We start from the raw sequence: 19682 nt of genomic DNA on the forward strand, positions 1-19682 counted from the left end.
AGGTGAGAGTGTGCCGGATGCTGCCGCTGCCGGGTCGGGTGGGGGCCGCGGTCCGCAGTCGCTGGAGCCGGTGCTGGCCGAGGCCGCGCGGGAGACCGGCGCGTCCGTGACCGCCGTGTACCTGCCGGCGGTCGACGAGCCGGTGCTGCGGCTCGCGCTGCTGGGCGGACTCCCCTGGGAGATCTCCCGGCCCTGGGCGCGGGTGGCGCTGACGGCCGCGTCCCCGGTGTCCGACGCCGTGCGGGAACGACGCCTGGTGTGGGTCGGCGGCGCGGAGGAGATGGCGCGCCGCTATCCGCGTCTGGCGCTCGTCGTGCCGTACCGCTTCGCGCTGGCGGCCGCCCCGATCACCGCGGACGGGGAGGTCTGGGGCGGCGTGGTGTTCCAGTGGCCCGCCTCGCACCCGGCGCAGCTGAGCACGCGCGAACGGGAGGCCGTGACCGGCCTCTGCGACCGGCTGGGCCTGCTCCTGCGGGAGGCCGCCGCCGACGGCCGGCCGATGCGGGCCGCCGGGGTGCCACGGGTGCTGCCGCCGCTCCGCGCCCGGCCCGCCGGAGCGGCCGAGGCGCAGTCGGCGGTCGACTTCGCCGAGCGCCTGCCCGGCGGCTGCTGCGCGCTGGACGTGGAGGGCCGCATCACCTTCGCCACCGCCACGGCCGCCCGGCTGCTCGGCTGCGCCGTGCCCGACCTGCTCGGCACCAAGCCCTGGGAGGCGCTGCCCTGGCTCGACGACCCGATCGCCGAGGACAGCTACCGGGCCGTCCTGATCAGCCGCGAACCGGCCGCGTTCACGACGCTGCGGCCGCCGGACCAGTGGCTGTCCTTCCGGCTGCACCCGGACGCCTCCGGCATCAGCGTGTACATCGCCCCCACCCACGCGGCGCACGCCCAGGCGCCGTTCACCGGCCCCTCGCGGCCGCATCCGACGGCCGCCGCCGCACCCGGCCGGGCCGCCACCCTCTACCACCTGATGCATCTGGCCGCCACGCTCACCGAGGCCGTCGGGGTCCGGGACGTGGTCGACCTGGTCGCCGAGCAGCTTCCGGCCGCCTTCGGCGCCCGGGCCCTCGCCCTGATGACCGCGGAGGACGGCCGCCTGCGGATCATCGGCCACCGCGGCTACCCCGCCGCACTCGTGCGGCGTTTCGACGCGGCCCCGCTCACCTCCGACACCCCCGCCGTGCACACCCTGACCACGGGCGTGCCGGGCTTCTTCGCCACCTTCGCCGAACTCCGGCGGGCCTATCCCCCCGCCGTCCTCCAGGACGGCATGGCCGCCTGGGCCTTCCTGCCGCTGATCACCTCCGGACGTCCCGTCGGCTCCCTGGTCCTCGCCTACGACCGGCCCCGCCCGTTCGCCCAGGAGGAGCGGGCCGTCCTCACCGCCACCGCCGGGCTGATCGCGCAGGCGCTCGACCGGGCCCGTCTCTACGACACCCAGCACCGGCTCGTCCTCGACCTCCAGGCCGTCCTGCTGCCGCACACCCTGCCCGGGGTTCCCGGCCTGGAGGTGGCCGCCCGCTACCTCCCCGCCACCCGCGGCATGGACATCGGCGGCGACTTCTACGACCTCATCCGGCTCGACGACGCCACGGCCGCCGCCACCATCGGCGACGTCGAGGGGCACAGCGTCACCGCGGCGGCGCTCATGGGACAGGTCCGCACCGCCGTCCACGCCAACGCCGGCGCACCCCCCGCCGAAGTCCTCGCGCGCACCAACCGCCTGCTCACCGACCTCGACCCCGGCCTGTTCACCAGTTGCCTGTACGTCCGGCTCGACCTGAGCGCGCACCGCGCGTGCGTGGCCACCGCCGGCCATCCGCCTCCGCTGCTGCGTCATCCCGACGGCCGTACCGAAGTCCTCCACGTGCCGCCCGGACTGCTGCTGGGCATCGACCCCGGCGCCTCGTACACGTCGACCGAGATCCCGCTGCCTCCCGGTTCGGTCCTGGCCCTGTACACCGACGGCATGGTCGAAGCCCCGGGCATCGACATCGACGACGCCGTGGGCGCCCTCGCCCGTGAACTCGGCCGGGCCGGCCCCGGTTCCATGAACACCCTCGCCGACGCCCTCGTCCGCCACGCCCGCCGCACGACCCCGCGCAGCGACGACATCGCCCTCCTGCTCATCCACCCCGTCTGACGGGTATGCGCATCACCGGGCGCCTGCACTCCACCCGGCGCCGGCCGCCGTGACCGCCCTGACGAAGATCGCCACCGGCTACCGGGCCGTCCGGTGGGCCGGGATCTCCGCCAAGGGGCGGTGGCGGGCGGTCGGCACCCTGGGTCACGCGCGGCGAGTTCCCCCTCGTCATCGCCGGTCTCGCCGTCGGCGGCGAACGGAGCATCGGCCCGCCGGCCACCGCACGTGCCGATCCCGGTCGCGTGCAGCGAGCGTGCCCCGTCGCGGTGCGCGACCACCGGGAGCCGGTGCCGCTCGCGGGCGGTCGGGCCGTGGCGGACGCCGAAGCCCGGCGACGGCGCACGCTCGGGCATGGAGCACCCACGGCCGCCCCCTGTCCGGTTGCAGCGTTCCTCCTGGACACCTGCAGATGCCACCCTGGCCGGCACAGGGAACGGGGCGGCGGGAGTGTGCGCGACGACCGGGTGGGAGACTTCGCGTCGAGGTCCACGCTGCCGTGGCGGCCGGCGTTCCGGGGGCATGGCGGACCGGAAGGAAGCGTGCAGCATGATCGAGTGGGTGTCCCTCAGGGCCGGCGCCCGGCCCGTGCCCCAGCCCGTCGCGACCCCGGTGGTGTGGGCCACCGCTTTCGGCGGCGCGCTGGTCCTGGTGGCCGTGCACAACACGCTGGTGGGCGCGGACCGTCCCGGGTTCGCCCTGGCCGGGCTGTCCCTGCTGGCGGCCCTGCTGGGTCTCTGCGCCCGCTTCACCGCGGCCCCGGGCACCGCCGTCCTGTGCTGGCTGACCCTCAACGGTTTCGCCATACCGCCGGTCGGCACCCTCACCTGGGCCGGCCACCGGGACACGTTCTGGCTGACCTGTCTGTGCGCCGCGACCCTCGTGGGCACGGTGCTCGCCCGGATCGTCCAGGCCCGCGCCGCCTACCGGCGGATCACGGGGGAGACGGCCCTCCAGGCGGCCGATCCGGACGACGGGTCAGGGTGATCCGGAACGAGGCTGCGATCCGGAACGAGGGTGCGATCCGGGGCGGAGGGTGCGATCCGGGGCGGAGGGTGCGATCCGGACGCCCCGCGTGATCCGTGCGAGAGGGCGCGATCCGTCCCGGGCGACGTGATCCGGGACATACGTGTTCTGTGACATATGAGGTCATCGCACGTTTTGGGTAGCTTGGGGGGCTTGCCCCCTGCGCCGCTGCCCCGTGCGCGTCGCGCGGCGGGGCGGATCACCCGTCGATCGTCCGCCAGGAGACCCATGCGCCCCCGAACAGCCTCCGTGCCGCCCCTCGCCCTGGCAGGCGGTGTGCTGACCGTCGGCATCGGCGCGCTGTACCTGACCGGGCTGCTGGTCGCCGGCGGCGAGATGGAGCAGGGCACCACGGTGGGGGGCGTGGACATCGGCGGCCTCGGCCGCGCGGAGGCCGTCCGCAAACTCGACGAGCACCTGACGACCGTCGGCTCGCGCCCGCTGACCGTGCGGGTCGGGGACCGCAGCGCGACCGTCGACCCGCGGCAGGCCGGACTCGCCTTCGACGCCGAGCGCACGGTCGACCGGGTGGCCCGGGTCGGAGCCGACCCGGTCGGTCTGATCGACGGGATCTTCGGCTCCGGGGGCGAAGAGGCGCCCGTCGTGAAGCTCGACGAGAACAAGGCCCGCAGCGCTCTGGGGAAGCTGGCGAAGAACCTCGACCGGAAGGTCCGCGAGGGCGCCGTCCGTTTCGCCGGCGGCCGGGTCGAGCAGGTCGCCCCGCAGCCGGGCTACGCCCTGGACGTGGACGCCGCCGTCGACACCCTGCGGGCCTCCTTCCTGCGCGGTGAGGCCGGCGAGGTGACGACCCTGCCCGCCCGCGAGACCCGCCCGAAGGTCACGGCGGACGAGGTGCGGCGGGCGGTGCGCGAGTTCGCCCGGCCGGCCATGTCGGCGCCCGTCACCCTCACCGCGGACGGCAAGCGGTTCACCGTCGGGCAGACGGTGCTCGGCGCGCACCTGACGATGCGGCCCGACGCCGCCGGCCGGCTGGTGCCGAAGCTGGACACCAAGGGGCTGCGCGCGGCTCCCTCGGTGGCGCGACCCCTGGCCGGGGTCACCACCACCGCCGAGAACGCCGTCCTGCGGCCGGACGGCGACCGGGTCGTGGTGGCCGAGGACGCCCGGACCGGCGTCCAGGTCACCGACAAGGCCCTGGGCAAGGCCGTCCTGCCGCTGCTCACCCGGTCCGGCGCAGCGGCCCGCACCGGGGAGGTGGCCGTGCGCCGGACCCAGCCGCAGGTGACCCGGGACAGCGCCGCGCGGCTGGGGCTGACGGAGAAGATGTCCTCCTTCACCGTCCACTTCGAACCGGCCGCGTACCGCACGAAGAACATCGGGCGGGCCGCGGAGCTCATCAACGGCTCCGTCGTCATGCCCGGCCGGACCTGGAGCTTCAACCGGACCGTCGGGCAGCGCACCGAGGCCAACGGCTTCGGCGAGGGCATCATGATCCTCGACGGCGAGTACACCAAGGCGCCCGGCGGCGGTGTCTCCACCATGGCCACCACCGTGTTCAACGCGATGTTCTTCGCCGGCGTCAAGCCCGTGGAGCACGGCGCCCACTCCTTCTACATCGAGCGCTACCCCGAGGGCCGCGAGGCGACGGTCGCCTGGGGCAGCCTCGACCTGAAGTTCGCCAACGACTCCGGCCACGCCCTCTACATCCGGGCCGAGGCCACCGACACCTCGGTGACCGTCACCTTCCTCGGCACCCGGAAGTACGACGAGGTCACGTCGGTCACCGGGCCGCGCACCCACGTGCGGCAGCCGGAGCGGAAGGTGAGCACGGACGCGACGTGCGTGCCGCAGACCCCGCTCGAGGGCTTCGACGTCACCGTCGACCGGGTCTTCTCCGACAACGGCAGGGAAGTGCGGCGGGAGCCGTTCCGCACCCACTACACCCCGCGGGACGAGATCACCTGCGCAGCCGCGGCCGACGACCGCCCGTAGGCCCGGCGGACACCCCGGCCGCCCTCACGCGCCGCCGGGCCGGCCGACCGGAAGCGGCCCGGGGCCCCGGACGAAGAGACCCGTGCGCCAGGGCAGGACCGAGGGGGCGTCCAGCGCGAGGACGGGACAGCGGTCGAGGAGCGCGGTGACGGCGGCGCCGGTCCGCAGCCGGGCCGGCGGAGCTCCCAGGCAGTAGGGGATGCCGTGGCCGAAGGCGTGATGACCGCCAGCCGGGCGGCGGAGCGCCGCGACCGCCGGGGGGTGAACTCCTTCGCCACGACGAGCGTCGACGCATGAGGCGGCCGGGCGCGGGCTCAGCGGGCGGCGCCCGGGTTCCGCGTCCGGCCCGGCGGCAGCCCCGCGGAGTCCGGGCGGCCGCGCACCCAGCCGAGCAGCAGCACCGACCACAGCGCCGCGAACGCGCACCAGGTCGAGACGAACTCCAGCCGCCACAGCGCGTAGCAGGCCGCCGCGCCCGCGCCCACCACCACCCCGAGGCCCAGCAGCCGCCGGTCGCCGGACAGCAGCAGGGAGCCGACGGTGGCCAGCAGATAGCCCGCGACCAGCACGGCCGGGTGGGAAAGGTGCGCCGAGTACCCGACCGTGCGGCCGCGGATCTCGGCCGTCACCGGACCGGTGGCGAGACCGGCCGCGAGCCCCGCGGCGGTCGCGGCGCCGAGCGCGAGAAGGAAGGTCAGCCTGCGCCGGGCGGCCGGCGGGGCGGCGCACCGGACCGCTGTCGGCACCCACACCGCCAGCAGCGGCAGGGCGATCACGGCCCAGACGACGGTGGCGGGGCCACTGCCCCCGCCCGCGTCCCAGACCGCCGCCTCCACGACCTGATGGGCCCCGAGCAGCAGCGGCAGCGCGGCAAGGGGAAGGTCCCGGCGGTCGCGCACACCGGTCACGCAGACCACGCCGACGGCCGCCACACCGGCGCCCGCCACCAGGTCGGCCGTCGCACTCCAACACATCACGTCACCATGGGTTCGACCGTCGTCCGCATCCGCCTCGTCGTGCGGTGCGGGCCAGATTACGTCGCGCTCCGCACATCCACCGGCCGCCGGGCCGATGCCACGGCCCGAGCAGGGCGTCGGCGGTTCGAGGGGCCGCGTTACGCTGTGCCGGTGAGCGGCAGATGACGAAGGAGGCCGCGAGTGGTGGACGTCTCGCGGGGAGACGACGGGCTCGGGCCGGTGCGCGGCGCGGCCGTGCTGGAGGTGGGGCCGTTGTCCGGTAGACCCGGCATCCGGGCCCGGGGCGAGATCAGCGAGGTCACTCGCTCGCCCTGGGAAGAAGCCCTGGCGGGCCTGGCCCGGCAGCATGCCGACGTCTCCTACGTGGAGTTGTCCGAGGTGGCGTTCGTCGACGTGGCGGGGGTCGCGGCGCTCGCCGTCACGGCGCTGGGCCTGCACGGGGGCCGGGTGGTGGTCGAGCATCCGCCACCGCAGGTGCCCCGTGTGCTGAGCCTGTTCTGGCCTGGCCTCGGCAGGATCGAGGTGGCGCCGTGATGAACATGGTGGCGACCCACGAGGCGTTCGAGCACCCCGCGCTGTTCTACCGCACCGAACAGGAGTACGTGGACCGGACGGTGTCCTTCGTCCAGGAGGGCCTGGACCTCGGCGAACCGGTGGCGGTGGCGGTCCCGGGACCCAATCTGGAGCTGATCAGGGCCGGACTCGGCGCGGACGCCGAGGCCGTTCGCCTGCTGGACATGACGGTGGCGGGCCGCAACCCGGGCCGGATCATTCCCGGAGTGCTGCGCGCGTTCGCCGACGCCCATGGACCGGGGCGGGTACGGATCATCGGCGAGCCGGTCTGGGCGGGCCGCAGCGCGGTCGAGTACCCGGCCTGCGCGCAGCACGAGGCGCTGATCAACGCGGCGTTCGAGGGCCGGCCGGTGACGATCCTCTGCCCGTACGACGAGGCACGCCTGGACGAGGCGGTCCTGACCGACGCGAGGATCACCCACCCGACGATCGTGACCCGCGACGGGGAGGACGTCAGCGACGCCTACGACTGGCGTTCCGTCGTCGACCGCTACAACGAGGCGCTCGCGCCCGAGCCGGACGCCGCCGTGTTCCCGTTCGGCGCCGACGAGCTGTACGCGGCGCGCGTCTTCGCGGTCACGGAGGCCGAACGGCTGGGCCTGGCCGGTCAGCGGCTGGACGACACCGTGCTGGCGGTGGCGGAGCTGACCACCAACAGCGTGGTGCACGGCGCCGGACGAGGGACGCTCGCCGTCTGGGCCCGGGCGGGCCAGATCGTGTGCGAGGTCCGGGACGCGGGCCGGCTGTCCGATCCGCTGGCCGGCCGCAGGCCGCCGGCGCGCGGTCAGATCGGCGGCCGCGGTCTGCTGCTCGTCCACTACGTGGCCGACCTGGTCCGGGTGCACGCCTCCGACGAGGGCACCACCGTCCGTTTCTACGTCGGCTGCTGACCGCCCGTCCGGTACTCCGGCGGGGACTCCGTCCGAGCCGCCCGCCCCGACCGAACCGTTCCCCGCACACCCGGAGGTGTGCGGGGTCCGACGGTTCAGGGGGCGCCGGGCGGGCCGTCCGGCGCCGCAGTGCAGGCGGGTGAAGCCTGAGCCGCCGTCACCTCCACGGGGCATGCATGAGGATCTCCGCCGTATCCGGCCGGGTCGGCGGAATCGACGCGCTGGAGGCGAGAGTGACGAAAGAACGAACCGAAGAGACCGGCCCCCGCACCGTCAGGGTCCCGGTCCTCATCGTCGGCGGCTCCCTGGTAGGCCTGGCGACCTCGTTGTTCCTGGGACGGCTCGGAGTGCCGCACGTCCTGGTGGAGCGCCACGCGGGCACCTCCATCCATCCGCGGGGCCGCGGCAACAACGTCCGCACGATGGAGCTGTTCCGGGTGGCGGGTGTCGAGCAGGCGATCCAGGAGGCCGCCGCCACCCTGGCCGACAACCACGGCATCCTGCAGGCGCCCACCCTCGTCGGCGACGAGGGCGAGTGGCTGTTCCGCGACATCGACCCGGGCGGCGGCCTGGCCCGCTTCAGCCCGAGCGCCTGGTGCCTGTGCAGCCAGAACGACCTCGAACCGGTCCTTCTCGACCACGCCCGGCGGCACGGCGGCGACGTGCGCTTCGCCACCGAGATGATGTCGTTCGACAGCGACCCGACCGGCGTCACCGCGGTGGTCAAGAGCCGGGAGACGGGTGAGCACACCACCATCCGCGCGGACTACCTCGTCGCCGCCGACGGCCCCCGCAGCCCCGTGCGGGAGCAGCTCGGCATCGGGCAGAGCGGACCCGGCGACCTGTTCCACAACGTCAGCCTCACCTTCCGCTCCCGCGCGCTCGCCGACGTCGTGGGCGACCGCCACTTCATCGTCTGCTACCTGACGAGTCCCGACGCGGACGGCGCCCTGCTGCCGGTGGACAACCGTGAGAACTGGGTCTTCCACGCCCCCTGGCACCCCGAACACGGCGAGACGCTGGAGGAGTTCACCGACGAGCGCTGCGTCGAGCACATCCGCCGGGCGGTCGGCGTCGCCGACCTCGACGTGGAGATCACCGGTAAGGCGCCCTGGCACGCCGCCCAGCGGGTCGCCCGCAGCTACCGGTCGGGACGGGTGTTCCTGGCCGGCGACTCGGCCCACGAGATGTCCCCCACCGGGGCCTTCGGTTCCAACACCGGCATCCAGGACGCGCACAACCTCGCCTGGAAGCTGGCCGCCGTCATCGACGGCTGGGCGGGGGAGGCCGTGCTGGACAGCTACGACGCCGAGCGACGCCCGGTGGCCGAGGCCACCAGCGCCCGCGCCGCCGCCCGGTCGGCCGAGCACAGCCACCCCGGGTTCGCCGCGCCGCCCGGCGCGGGCGGCGGCGGTCCTCAGCGAGGCATCCTCAACGTGGCCCTCGGCTACCGCTACCCGCAGGGCGTCGTGGTCGGCGCCGACCCCGCGGTCCCGGTCGTGCCGGAGGGCCTCGACCTGACCGGCGGACCCGGCAGCAGGGCGCCCCACCTGTGGGTGCGTCGCGGGAACGAACGGCTGTCGACCCTCGACCTGTACGAGCGGACGCTGGTCCTGCTCAGCGACGCCGCCGAGGCGAGCGGCTGGCACGAGGCCGCGACCCGCGTCGCCGAGGAACTGGTCCTCCCGCTCAGGTCGTACCGGGTGGGCACGGGAGCCGACGCGGACCTGGTGCCGGAGGGCGACGCCGACTGGGCGGAGCGCCACGGCACGGCACGCGGGGGCGCCGTGCTCGTGCGGCCCGACGGGTTCGTCCTGTGGCGCTCTGCGGGTCCGGAGGCGGACCCGGAGGCCGCGCTGCGCCGGGCCCTGAGGACCGGGCTGGGGCTCGCCTGACCCGGCGGGCGTCACCCGTGTGAACGCCCCGAGTGGTGCCGCGGCGACGGGCGGCTGACGGTGGATCACGTCCCGTCCGGGTCACCTCAGCTGACGAAGTGTCGGCTGCCCGGCCGTGACGGAAGGACCATCAGATGCGTTCTGCTCGCATGATCCTGGCCACGGCGGCGGCTTCGGCCGCCCTCGCCATCGGCGCCCCCGGCGCCTACGCCGGTGACACGGACCACGACGACTCCTCGTACAGCAAGGAGGAGGACTCCTCGTACGGCAAGGAGCACGGCAAGGACGAGCACGGCAAGGAGGAGCACGGCAAGCCCAGCGGCGGCATGCACACCGGCGGCGGCGCCCTGGCCTCGCTGAAGAACGACAGCGGCGCGGCCGTCGACCCCAGGTACGACCCCGAGACGTACAAGGACAAGGACACCTGGGGCAGCGGCTCCACCGGTGACGAGCACGGCAAGGACTCCTGGAACGGCGGGAAGGAAGAGGAGTCCGGCGGCTGGAGCAAGGAGCACGGCAAGCCCAGCGGCGGCATGCACACCGGCGGCGGCGCCCTCGCCACCCCGCCGGCGACCGCGGCCGGACTCGGCGTCCTCGCCGTGGCCGGCACCGGCCTCTACGCCCTGCGCCGCAGGAGGGCCGCCGGAAGCGCGGTCTGACCCATGCCGGACGCGATAGCGAAGCCGCGGCCGCCACCGGTAGCCCCGCGTGGCGGCCCGGCTCGCCCCCGTGCTCTGTCCGCCCCGCTGCCGCGCCCGAATGAGGTGGTCCCCGATGGCAGTCCCCCCTTCCTCCCCTTCTCCCTCCGACCCCGCCGAACCCGCCGGCGACGAGCAGGCGCCCACCGAGGAGGGAACGTCCCGCGCCGGCGTGATGATGGTCTGCGCCGCGGTCGCGGTGCTCCTGGCGCTGAACCTGTTCGGCGGCGGCAACGACGCGTCCACCGGCGCCGGCAGCCCGCCGCACGCCCCGCCCGCCGCCGGATCGGTCCCCGCGGCCAGTGCGCCGGCCGGGCCGACCCCGCCCGCCGGAGCGGCGGACGGCGACGCGACGGGCAAGCACCTGCCGCGCTCGCGGCCCGTGCGGCTGTTCATCCCCAAGATCGGGGTCGACGCCCCCTTCGTCGACCTGGCCATCGGCGCCACCGGTCAGCTGGAGCCGCCCCCCGCCGACGACGTCAATCTCGTCGGCTGGCACGCCGACGGCGCCTCACCGGGGGAGACGGGCACCTCGATCATCGCCGGACACGTCGACACCAAGACCTCCCCGGCCGTCTTCGCGGGGCTCAGCGCGCTGGCCAAGGGCGACGGATTCCAGGTCCTGCGGGCCGACGGCAGCAAGGCGTCGTTCCGGGTCGACAGCGTGGAGACCTTCGACAAGGCCGACTTTCCCAGCGAACGGGTGTACAGCGACACCTCCGACGCGCAGGTGCGGCTCATCACCTGCGCGGGGGCCTACGACCGCCGGGCGAAGGACTACACCGACAACCTGGTCGTCTTCGCCCATCTCGTCTGACGGCCGACCGCCCAGTCACCCACGTAGTTCATCCGAGTCGCGCGCTTGCGGGGACGGGCACAGGATCGAGGAACGCTGACGTCGCATCACCGCGGCCGACGTTCACTCACCCCCTCCGCGAAGGAGATGTGCGCAGGATGACCACCACGTCCGAACGTGTTGCAGGTTCGCGGGCGCGCCAGGCGTCACAACGTGTCTCGCAGTCCGTGTTCGACGGTTCCCGGCTCCGCGTCGTCCTTCTGGTCGACGTCTACGACGGGGCCCAGCAGCAGTTCCTCGAGGCGTACGAGCAGCTCTGCAACCAGGTCGCGTCCGTCCCCGGGCACGTCAGCGACCAGCTGTGCCAGTCCATCGAGAACCCCTCCCAGTGGCTGATCACCAGCGAGTGGGAGAGCGCCCCGCCGTTCCTCGCCTGGGTCAACAGCGAGGAGCACGTGGAGATGGTGGAGCCGCTGCACAGCTGCGTGCGCGACACCCGCTCGCTGCGCTTCCACGTCGTCCGCGAGACCGGCGGCCCGGCGGCGGCCGCCGACCAGGCCGCGCGCCGGCTCCAGACGGCGCCCAGGATCGGCGACGGCGTCATCCGCCACGCGCTCACCTTCACCGTGAAGCCGGGCAGCGAGGAGATCGTCGCCAAGATCCTCGCCGACTACGCCTCACCCGAGCCGCACGTCGACGACACCACCCGGCTGTGCCGCACCTCGCTGTTCATGCACGGCAACCGGGTGGTGCGGGCCATCGAGGTGCGGGGCGACCTGCTCTCCGCGCTGCGCCACGTCTCCCGGCAGCCCGAGGTGCGGGCCGTCGAGGAGGCCATCAACCCCTATCTGGAGCATGACCGGGACCTCAACGACCCCGAGTCCGCCCGGGTCTTCTTCACCCGGGCCGCGCTGCCCGCCGTCCACCACGTGACGGCGGAGGAGCGGCAGAACCCGCAGGCCGAGCGGTACGCGCTGTACTACCCGGCCCGGCCGGACCGCGGCATGAAGCTGGCCGAGCTGCTCGCCCGGCAGGACGAGGCGGCGGCGGACGACCCGCGCAGCCCGGTCCTGCGCAGCACGATCTTCCAGCGCGACGACGTCGTCGTACGGCTGATCGACGTGCGTGGCGGCATCGAGGCCGCCGACCCCGTACAGGCCCTCGGTCTGTCCGACGCCGGACAGGTGGCCGAGCTGACGACGCTCGAGGACGCCGCCGCCGGCGCGTCCGCGTCGAAGGACGGCCGACTCGCGCGCTTCCTCGAACTGGCGCGCATGGATCTCGTCACCGACCGCCGGTCGCCCGACGCCTGATTCGTCATCACGTGGCGGGGGCGGTGCCCCGCCCCCGCCACGCGGTGCAGTACCCCATCGGAGGAACGTCGTGATCACTTCTCGTCACAGAATCGTGGACCTCAGCGAGGTCGAGCCCAACACCCGGCGAGGCGGCGACCTGCGCGCCATGCTCACCCCGGCCACGGTGAACTCCACCAGCGGTTTCATGGGGGTGGCCCTCATCCAGCCCGGCGACCGCATCGGTGAGCACTACCACCCGTACTCCGAGGAGTTCGTGTACGTGGTGTGCGGACAGCTGGAAGTGGACCTGGACGGTGAGCCGCACCCGCTCCAGCCCGAGCAGGGGCTCCTGATCCCCCTCAACGTGCGTCACCGCTTCCGCAACGTCGGCAAGGTCGAGGCCCGTATGGTCTTCCACCTCGGTCCGCTGGCCCCGAGCCCGCCGCTCGGCCACGTCGACACCGAGGGAACCGAAGCCGAGCCCGCGGTGGTCGGGGCGGAGTCGGCCGAGCGACGCCAGGTGCGCTCATGACGAGACGAGTGGCGGTCACCGGCATAGGCATCGTCGCCCCCGGCGGCATAGGCGTACCGGCCTTCTGGAAGCTCCTGGCGGACGGGCGCACGGCGACGCGGGCCATCACGTTCTTCGACCCGGCGGGTCTGCGGTCCCGGATCGCCGCCGAGTGCGACTTCGACCCGGCGGCCCACGGTCTGGACGCGCGGGACGTCGAGCGGTGCGACCGCTACATCCAGTTCGCCCTGGTCGCCGGGGACGAGGCGGTGCGCGACGCGGGACTCGACCTCGCCGCGGAGAACCCCTGGCGGGTCGGCGTCTCCCTGGGCACCGCGGTCGGCGGCACCACCCGGCTGGAGAACGACTACGTGGCGGTCAGCCACGGCGGCCGGCGCTGGGACGTGGACCACCGGGAGGCGGCCCCGCACCTGCACCGCGCGTTCACGCCCAGCACGCTCGCCTCGACGGTCGCGGAGCGGTTCGGGGCGCGCGGTCCGGTGCAGACCGTCTCCACGGGCTGCACCTCCGGACTCGACGCCGTCGGGTACGCCTTCCACACGGTGGAGGAGGGCCGGGCCGACATCTGCATAGCCGGCGCCTCGGACTCGCCGATCTCGCCGATCACCATGGCGTGCTTCGACGCGATCAAGGCCACCTCCTCGAACAACGACGACCCGGCCCACGCCTCGCGCCCCTTCGACGCCGACCGCGACGGGTTCGTCATGGGCGAGGGCGGCGCCGTGCTCGTCCTGGAGGAGCTCGAACACGCCCGGGCCCGCGGCGCGCACGTCTACTGCGAGCTCGGCGGGTACGCCACGTTCGGCAACGCCTACCACATGACCGGCCTGACCAGCGAGGGCCTGGAGATGGCCCGGGCCATCGAGGACGCCCTCGACCACGCCCGGCTCGACGCCACCGCGATCGACTACGTCAACGCGCACGGCTCGGGAACCAAGCAGAACGACCGGCACGAGACCGCCGCGGTGAAGCGCGTCCTGGGCACGCACGCCTACGACACGCCCATGAGCTCCATCAAGTCGATGGTGGGCCACTCGCTCGGCGCGATCGGGGCGATCGAACTCGTCGCCTGTGTGCTGGCCCTGGCGAACCAGGTCGTACCGCCGACCGCGAACTACGAGACGCCCGACCCCGAGTGCGACCTGGACTACGTCCCGCGCGTGGCCCGTGAGCGCAAGCTCGCCAGCGTCCTGTCGGTGGGCAGCGGGTTCGGCGGCTTCCAGTCCGCGGTGGTCATGAACCGGCCGAGGGAGAAGACACGATGAGCGAACCCCTGCAACGGCGCGCGGCCGTCACGGGAATCGGTGTGGTCGCGCCCAACGGAGCCAGTACCGAGACGTTCTGGAAGTCCACCCGGGAGGGCATCAGCGTCCTGGACCAGGTCACCCGCGAGGGCTGCGAGGACCTGCCCCTCAGGGTCGCGGGCCAGGTCCGCGACTTCGACCCGGCGGCCGTGGTCGAGGAGCGCTTCCTGGTCCAGACCGACCGGTTCACGCACTTCGCGATGGCCGCGGCCGACTTCGCGCTGGAGGACGCCCGGTTCGGCCGGCCGGAGACCGACGCCGCGCCCTTCTCCGTGGGCGTCGTCACCGCGGCCGGTTCCGGCGGCGGCGAGTTCGGACAGCGCGAGCTCCAGCAGCTGTGGGGCAAGGGCAGCCGATACGTCGGCCCGTACCAGTCCATCGCCTGGTTCTACGCCGCGAGCACCGGCCAGATCTCCATCCGCCGCGGCTTCAAGGGCCCCTGCTCGGTGGTCGCCGCCGACGAGGCCGGTGGCCTGGACGCCCTCGCCCACGCGGCGCGGGCGGTGCGCCGCGGCACCGACGTGATCGTGGCCGGGGCCACCGAGGCGCCGATCGCGCCCTACTCGGTGGTCTGCCAACTCGGCTACGACGAACTCAGCACGGTCGACGACCCGGCCCGCGCCTACCGCCCCTTCACCTCCGCGGCCTGCGGGTTCGTGCCCGCCGAGGGCGGCGCCATGCTCGTCGTGGAGGCGGCGGAGACGGCCGTGGCACGGGGCGCGCGGGTGCGGGCCTACCTGGCCGGACACGCGGCGACCTTCACCGGGGCCTCCCGCTGGGAGGAGTCCCGGGAGGGGCTCGCCGAGGCCGTGCGGCAAGCCCTGCGGGAGGCCGACTGCGCACCCGAGGAGATCGACGTGGTCTTCGCCGACGCCCTCGGCGTGCCGGAGGCGGACCGCGCCGAGGCCCTGGCGATCGCCGACGCCCTCGGGGCGCACGGCACCCGCGTGCCCGTCACGGCGCCGAAGACAGGGATCGGCCGGGGCTACTGCGCGGCGCCGCTCATGGACGCCGCGGCGGCGGTGCTCGCGATGGAGCACGGCGTCATCCCGCCCACCCCCAACGTCTTCGACATCTGCCATGACCTCGACCTCGTGACCGGCCGGGCCCGTACCGCCGAGGTACGCACGGCGCTGGTCCTGAGCCGGGGACTCATGGGGTCGAACTCGGCGCTGGTGCTGCGGCACGGCGCCACCGACGCCTCGTAGCGAGGCGCCGCGGAGCAGCAGAGGAAGGGAATGGCATGACTGACCGCATCACTGTGGAAGAGCTGGCCGAACTCATGAAGAAGTCCGCCGGCGTGACCGTCGCCCCGGAGCAACTCCGCCGCGACGAAGCCGGCTTCGACAGCCTGGGCGTCGACTCGCTCGGCCTGCTGGGGATCGTGGGCGAGCTGGAGAACCGGTACGGCACGCCGATGCCTCCCGACGCCGAGCGCTCCAAGACGCCTCGGCAGTTCCTCGACCTCGTCAACAGTGCCCTCATGACAGGAGCGTGAGATGACCGGACACACGCAGAACGAGATCACCATCGCGGCGCCTCTGGACCTGGTCTGGGAGGTGACCAACGACCTGGAGAACTGGCCGCGGCTGTTCAGCGAGTACGCCTCCGTGGAGATCCTCTCCCGGGAGGGCCGCAGAACGACCTTCCGGCTGACGATGCACCCGGACGAGAACGGCACCGTGTGGAGCTGGGTCTCGGAGCGCGAGCCGGACCGCGACACGCTCACCGTCAAGGCCCGCCGGGTCGAGACCGGGCCGTTCGCCCACATGGACATCCACTGGCGCTACGAGGAGGTGCCGGCGGGTACGCGGATGGTCTGGACGCAGGACTTCGCGATGAAGCCGGAAGCGCCGGTCGACGACGAGTGGATGACCGACAACATCAACCGGAACTCCAAGGTCCAGCTGGGCCTGATCCGGGACCGCATCGAGAAGACCGCCGCCGAGCGCGGTGCCACCCCCGGTCTGACCGACTGAGCCGGACGGAGAACAGCACCATGCACCAAGCTCTGATCGTCGCCCGGATGGCGCCGGGGTCGGCCCCCGACATCGCCAAGGTGTTCGAGGAGTCCGACCGGGGCGAGCTGCCGCGGCTCGTCGGCGTGACCCGGCGCAGCCTGTTCCAGTTCGGCGACGTGTACATGCACCTGATCGAGGCGGAGCGCGACCCCGGCCCCGCCATCGCCAGGATCACCGGGCATCCCGAGTTCCAGGGCGTCAGCGAGCGGCTGGCCGCGTACGTCACCGCGTACGACCCCGAGACCTGGCGTTCCCCGAAGGACGCCATGGCGCAGCGCTTCTACCTCTGGGAGCGCGAGCAGGCCGGCTGACCCCCGCCGACCATCACCGGTCGCCGGGCCCGCGACGCTGCGGGCCCGGCGACCGGTGGTCTGCGGGGGTACAAGGACGCGGTCGGCTCAGCCGGGGACGTGGCAGTCGAACGCGTGCAGGTAGGGGTTGACCGGGCTGATGTCGTCGATGACGAGCCCCGCCTCGGTCAGCCGGTCCACCATGCTCCGGGTGGTGTGCTTCGCCCCGCCGACGTTGAGGAGCAGCAGCAGGTCCATCGCGGTGCTGAACCGCATCGAGGGCGAGTCGTCGACGAGGTTCTCGATGACCACGACCCGGGTCCCCGGGCCGCCCGCCTCACGGACGTTGCGCAGCGTGCGGGCCGTGCTCTCGTCGTCCCACTCCAGGATGTTCTTGATGACGTAGACGTCGGCCTTCACCGGGACGGCCGTGCGGACGTCTCCCGGCACCACGCGGGCACGGCCGGCGAGGTCGCCGCCCGCGAGCAGGCGCGGGACCGCGTTCTCCACCACCCGGGGGAGGTCGAGCAGCGCCCCCTGCATCGAGGGGTACTTGTCCAGCAGGCTCGCCACCACGTGCCCCTGGCCGCCGCCGATGTCGGCCACCGACGAGCTCCCCGTCAGGTCGAGGAACTCGGCGACGTCCCGTGCCGACTGCACGCTGGAGGTCGTCATGGCGCGGTTGAAGACGTCGGCCGACTCCGGGGCGTCCTCGTTCAGGTAGGGGAAGAACTCCTTGCCGTACAGGTCCTCCACCACGTTGTGGCCGGTGCGCACCGCCTCGTCCAGCATCGGCCAGGCGTCCCAGGTCCACGGTTCGGTGCACCACAGCGTGATGGCGCGCAGGCTGTTGGGATCGTCCTCGCGCAGCAGCCGGGAGACGTCGGTGTGCGCGAACGTCCCGTCCGGCCCCTCGGCGAACACGCCGTAGCAGGACAGGGCCCGCAGGAGCCGTCGCAGCGGGCGGGCCTCGGTCTTCACCGCGGCCGCGAGGTCGTCCACGGCCATGGGGCTGTCGCCGAGGGCGTCCGCGACGCCGAGCCGGGCGGCCGCGCGGAGGGCGGCGGCGCAGGCCGCCCCGAACGCGAGTTCCCGCAGCCGCATCGATGGCGGAGGGGCAGACTGAGCGGTCGTCATGTGCCGCCTTCCTTCCTTCTTGGAGTCGGGGGGGTCATGGGGTTCAGCACAGGCCGGCGGGCTTCGACGTGCGGCAGGAGTTGCCTTCGAAGGTGTTGCCCTTGCCGGTGTCCGTGTTGACGAGGTCCGGGGAGTTGCCCCGCAGCAGGTTGTCGCTGATCCGGTTCCGCTCGCTGGTCGTGCCCACGAAACTCTTGAACAGCACGATGCCGCCGGACAGCGGCGACTTGCCGACGTTGTCCTTGATCACGTTGTGGGTGACCAGGCTGTCCTCGGCGCCCGTCAGGACGATGCCGGAGCCCTGGAGGGCGTCCAGCCGCGCCGTCTTCGGGCAGGACTTGTTGTTGCGCTCGATGCGGTTGTCGCGCACCGTCACGAAGCCGGCCTTCGGCTTGTTCTCGTCGCCGACGACGAACACGCCCGCGCAGTTGCCCGTGAGGTGGTTGCCCGCGAGGGTGAGGTTGCGCAGTCGCCGGACGGTGACGCCGATCCGGTTGCCCTCCAGCCGGTTGTGCTCGACCACGGTCCCCTCGGTGTCCGTGGCCCCGAGCTCCTCCTTGACCGTGTTGGCCAGGAACAGGCCCGCGTCGCCGTTGTCGCGCGCGGTGTTGTTGCGGAACACGCCGTGGACCGAGTGCTCCGTGGCGATGCCCCACACGCCGTTCTTCACCGCGGTGACGCGCCGCACGGTCAGCCCGTCGGCCTGCGTGGCGTAGAGGCCGGTCTTGGCGAAGCCGCTCACCGTGAGGGAGGCGACGGTGACCCCGTCCACGTGGTGGTCCTTCGTGCCCACGACGCAGATGCCGTTGCCGGACGCGGCACAGCTGGTCGCGGCCTTCCCGGCCGTGCCGGTCTTGCCCGCCTTCCCGGTCCCGCCGGTCTTCGCGGCGTCCGAACCGGTGCCGGAGGCGGTGCCGACGGCGCTCGCGCCCGCTTCCGGTTCGAGCACCGTGCCGCGGCCCACACCGCGGAGGGTGAGCCCGGGCGTGCTCACGTCGACGCTCTCGCGGTAGGTGCCGTAGGTCAGCAGAACGGTGTCGCCCGGCCGGGCCGCGTCCACCGCCTTCTGGATGGATTCCCCCGGGTGGACCACATGGATCCGGTGGGCGGCGACGGGCGGAGCGGCGCCGAGCCCCGTCCCGATCAGCGCCGCGGTGCACGCCAAGTACGCGATATGGCATTTCTTCATATTGCGCACGGTATGACCTTATGACCCCTTAACCGGCGGGATCGGCCATCCGGCGGCGTGTCCCCGCCGGGCGCCCGCCGCCCGCACGCGGCCAGGCGCCGGGGGAGGGCGCCGTCAGTCGCGGCGCGGGCGGGTGGCTGCTCCGGGGCGCCCGCCGGGACGGCCGCCGCGATCGGGCGCCGGCCGTCGGTTGCGGCCCGTCGGCGGACTTCCCGTCGCCGGACCGCCCGTCCGCGGAGGGCTCGTCGGCGGAGGGCCTGTCCGCGGGCGGCTCCTCGGGGGACCGCGTCCCGGTCGGCTCGTCCTGCCGCGTCTCGTAGTCCGTGAAGGCGTCACCCGGGTCCTGGCCGCCGGGAGAGACCGTGGCGCCCGCGTACGCGGGCCGCGGGACGTTCTTGAGCAGGGCCGGCGTCAGGGTGTCGGAGTCGGGCAGGGCGCCCGGCAGGGGCAGGGTGACCGTGCCGGGCAGCATGACGAGGGACGTCGTGCCCGGTTTCTCCCCGGCGGGGCGCAACTGCACGCGGATGCCGTGCCGTTCGGCGAGCCGGCCGACCACGAACAGCCCCATGTGCTGGGAGATGTCGACGGTCGGCGGGTCGGCCAGATTGCGGTTGATCACCGCGAAGTCGTCCGCCGCCAGGCCGATGCCCTCGTCGTGGATCTCGACCGTGATCCGGCCCGCGGGCGCCGGAACCGCACCGGCTCACGGCGCGGTCGGGTCGCCCCCGGCGCCGTCCGCGGTCTCCGGTGCGGCGACCAGCCGGTCCAGGACGGGCAGCGCCCGGTCCAGGGCCGCACGGTCGCCGCCGGGCAACTCCTCGACGGCCCCCGCACGCCACCGGGGCGCGGCGGTGGTGTCGGTGGCCTGTCGGGGCCGTCGGCCGGATGTCGGCGGCTTGTCGGCCCGGTCCGGGACCTTTCGAGAGGACCTGCCGGGTGCCCATCCGGCAGGCGGGCGACGCAAGG

The 19682-nt window shown here is 73.7% G+C and carries 19 protein-coding genes and 2 pseudogenes; 16 read left to right on the plus strand and 5 right to left on the minus strand.

The genetic code is table 11. The features are described from left to right. Window positions 1-10 precede the first annotated feature (10 nt). The 4 genes and pseudogenes from J2X68_RS08325 to J2X68_RS08340 all read left to right on the plus strand — a co-directional run bounded on the left by J2X68_RS08325 (window position 11) and on the right by J2X68_RS08340 (window position 5119). Window positions 11-2143, plus strand: a complete 2133-nt coding sequence (locus J2X68_RS08325) for a SpoIIE family protein phosphatase (RefSeq protein ID WP_310431811.1) — start codon at window positions 11-13, stop codon at window positions 2141-2143. Between the two features lie 22 nt (window positions 2144-2165). Continuing rightward, a pseudogene (locus tag J2X68_RS08330) lies at window positions 2166-2367 on the plus strand (cation:proton antiporter); the annotation flags it as partial. Window positions 2368-2689: 322 nt separating this feature from the next. Further along, window positions 2690-3127, plus strand: a complete 438-nt coding sequence (locus J2X68_RS08335) for a hypothetical protein (protein WP_310431812.1) — start codon at window positions 2690-2692, stop codon at window positions 3125-3127. Between the two features lie 267 nt (window positions 3128-3394). Continuing rightward, window positions 3395-5119 (plus strand): VanW family protein, encoded by a 1725-nt coding sequence (locus J2X68_RS08340; RefSeq protein ID WP_310431813.1) that lies wholly within the window; start codon window positions 3395-3397, stop codon window positions 5117-5119. Between the two features lie 314 nt (window positions 5120-5433). Here the strand turns inward: J2X68_RS08340 and J2X68_RS08345 are convergent, their stop codons facing one another. Continuing rightward, a complete protein-coding gene (locus J2X68_RS08345; protein ID WP_310431814.1) occupies window positions 5434-6093 on the minus strand; it encodes a DUF6629 family protein in 660 nt (219 codons plus the stop codon). 183 nt (window positions 6094-6276) lie between these two features. Between J2X68_RS08345 and J2X68_RS08350 the strand changes: the two genes are divergently transcribed. The 12 genes from J2X68_RS08350 to J2X68_RS08405 all read left to right on the plus strand — a co-directional run bounded on the left by J2X68_RS08350 (window position 6277) and on the right by J2X68_RS08405 (window position 16411). After that, the gene (locus J2X68_RS08350) at window positions 6277-6630 is read left to right on the plus strand and encodes an STAS domain-containing protein (protein WP_310431815.1); all 354 of its coding nucleotides are present in this window, start codon (window positions 6277-6279) and stop codon (window positions 6628-6630) included. Then, a complete protein-coding gene (locus tag J2X68_RS08355) occupies window positions 6630-7559 on the plus strand; it encodes an anti-sigma factor RsbA family regulatory protein (protein ID WP_310431816.1) in 930 nt (309 codons plus the stop codon). The genes J2X68_RS08350 and J2X68_RS08355 overlap by 1 nt, the downstream gene beginning before the upstream one ends. A gap of 176 nt (window positions 7560-7735) precedes the next feature. Beyond that, window positions 7736-9454, plus strand: a complete 1719-nt coding sequence (locus J2X68_RS08360) for an FAD-dependent monooxygenase (protein WP_310431817.1) — start codon at window positions 7736-7738, stop codon at window positions 9452-9454. A gap of 134 nt (window positions 9455-9588) precedes the next feature. Beyond that, window positions 9589-10113, plus strand: coding sequence for a hypothetical protein (locus J2X68_RS08365; RefSeq protein WP_310431818.1), 525 nt, complete (start codon window positions 9589-9591; stop codon window positions 10111-10113). A 115-nt stretch (window positions 10114-10228) separates the two neighbouring features. Continuing rightward, window positions 10229-10969 (plus strand): class F sortase, encoded by a 741-nt coding sequence (locus tag J2X68_RS08370; RefSeq protein ID WP_310431819.1) that lies wholly within the window; start codon window positions 10229-10231, stop codon window positions 10967-10969. Window positions 10970-11106: 137 nt separating this feature from the next. After that, entirely contained in the window at window positions 11107-12261 is a 1155-nt protein-coding gene (locus tag J2X68_RS08375) for a SchA/CurD-like domain-containing protein (protein ID WP_310431820.1), read from the plus strand. Window positions 12262-12355: 94 nt separating this feature from the next. Continuing rightward, entirely contained in the window at window positions 12356-12775 is a 420-nt protein-coding gene (locus J2X68_RS08380; protein ID WP_399039625.1) for a cupin domain-containing protein, read from the plus strand. Next, window positions 12772-14040: a beta-ketoacyl-[acyl-carrier-protein] synthase family protein gene (locus J2X68_RS08385; RefSeq protein WP_310431822.1), complete on the plus strand. Its 1269-nt coding sequence runs from the start codon at window positions 12772-12774 to the stop codon at window positions 14038-14040. Before J2X68_RS08380 ends, J2X68_RS08385 begins: the two co-directional genes overlap by 4 nt. Next, a complete protein-coding gene (locus tag J2X68_RS08390) occupies window positions 14037-15287 on the plus strand; it encodes a ketosynthase chain-length factor (RefSeq protein ID WP_310431823.1) in 1251 nt (416 codons plus the stop codon). The genes J2X68_RS08385 and J2X68_RS08390 overlap by 4 nt, the downstream gene beginning before the upstream one ends. 35 nt (window positions 15288-15322) lie before the next feature. After that, on the plus strand, window positions 15323-15577 hold the full coding sequence (locus J2X68_RS08395; RefSeq protein WP_310431824.1) for an acyl carrier protein: 255 nt from the start codon (window positions 15323-15325) through the stop codon (window positions 15575-15577). 1 nt (window position 15578) lies between these two features. Continuing rightward, a complete protein-coding gene (locus J2X68_RS08400) occupies window positions 15579-16058 on the plus strand; it encodes an SRPBCC family protein (RefSeq protein WP_054240494.1) in 480 nt (159 codons plus the stop codon). A gap of 20 nt (window positions 16059-16078) precedes the next feature. Next, window positions 16079-16411 carry a TcmI family type II polyketide cyclase gene (locus J2X68_RS08405; protein WP_310431825.1) on the plus strand — a complete coding sequence of 111 codons (333 nt, stop codon included), beginning with the start codon at window positions 16079-16081 and terminating at the stop codon, window positions 16409-16411. A gap of 87 nt (window positions 16412-16498) precedes the next feature. Here the strand turns inward: J2X68_RS08405 and J2X68_RS08410 are convergent, their stop codons facing one another. The 4 genes and pseudogenes from J2X68_RS08410 to J2X68_RS08425 form a co-directional block, all read right to left on the minus strand. After that, the gene (locus J2X68_RS08410; RefSeq protein ID WP_310431826.1) at window positions 16499-17527 is read right to left on the minus strand and encodes a methyltransferase; all 1029 of its coding nucleotides are present in this window, start codon (window positions 17525-17527) and stop codon (window positions 16499-16501) included. A 43-nt stretch (window positions 17528-17570) separates the two neighbouring features. Next, window positions 17571-18716: a right-handed parallel beta-helix repeat-containing protein gene (locus tag J2X68_RS08415; RefSeq protein WP_310431827.1), complete on the minus strand. Its 1146-nt coding sequence runs from the start codon at window positions 18714-18716 to the stop codon at window positions 17571-17573. A 28-nt stretch (window positions 18717-18744) separates the two neighbouring features. Continuing rightward, window positions 18745-19401 (minus strand): annotated as a pseudogene (locus J2X68_RS40265) (ATPase); the annotation flags it as partial. 18 nt (window positions 19402-19419) lie between these two features. Next, window positions 19420-19680 carry a hypothetical protein gene (locus J2X68_RS08425; protein WP_310431828.1) on the minus strand — a complete coding sequence of 87 codons (261 nt, stop codon included), beginning with the start codon at window positions 19678-19680 and terminating at the stop codon, window positions 19420-19422. Window positions 19681-19682: the final 2 nt, after the last annotated feature.

Source organism: Streptomyces sp. 3330 (assembly GCF_031456635.1).
Classification (GTDB): Bacteria; Actinomycetota; Actinomycetes; order Streptomycetales; family Streptomycetaceae; genus Streptomyces.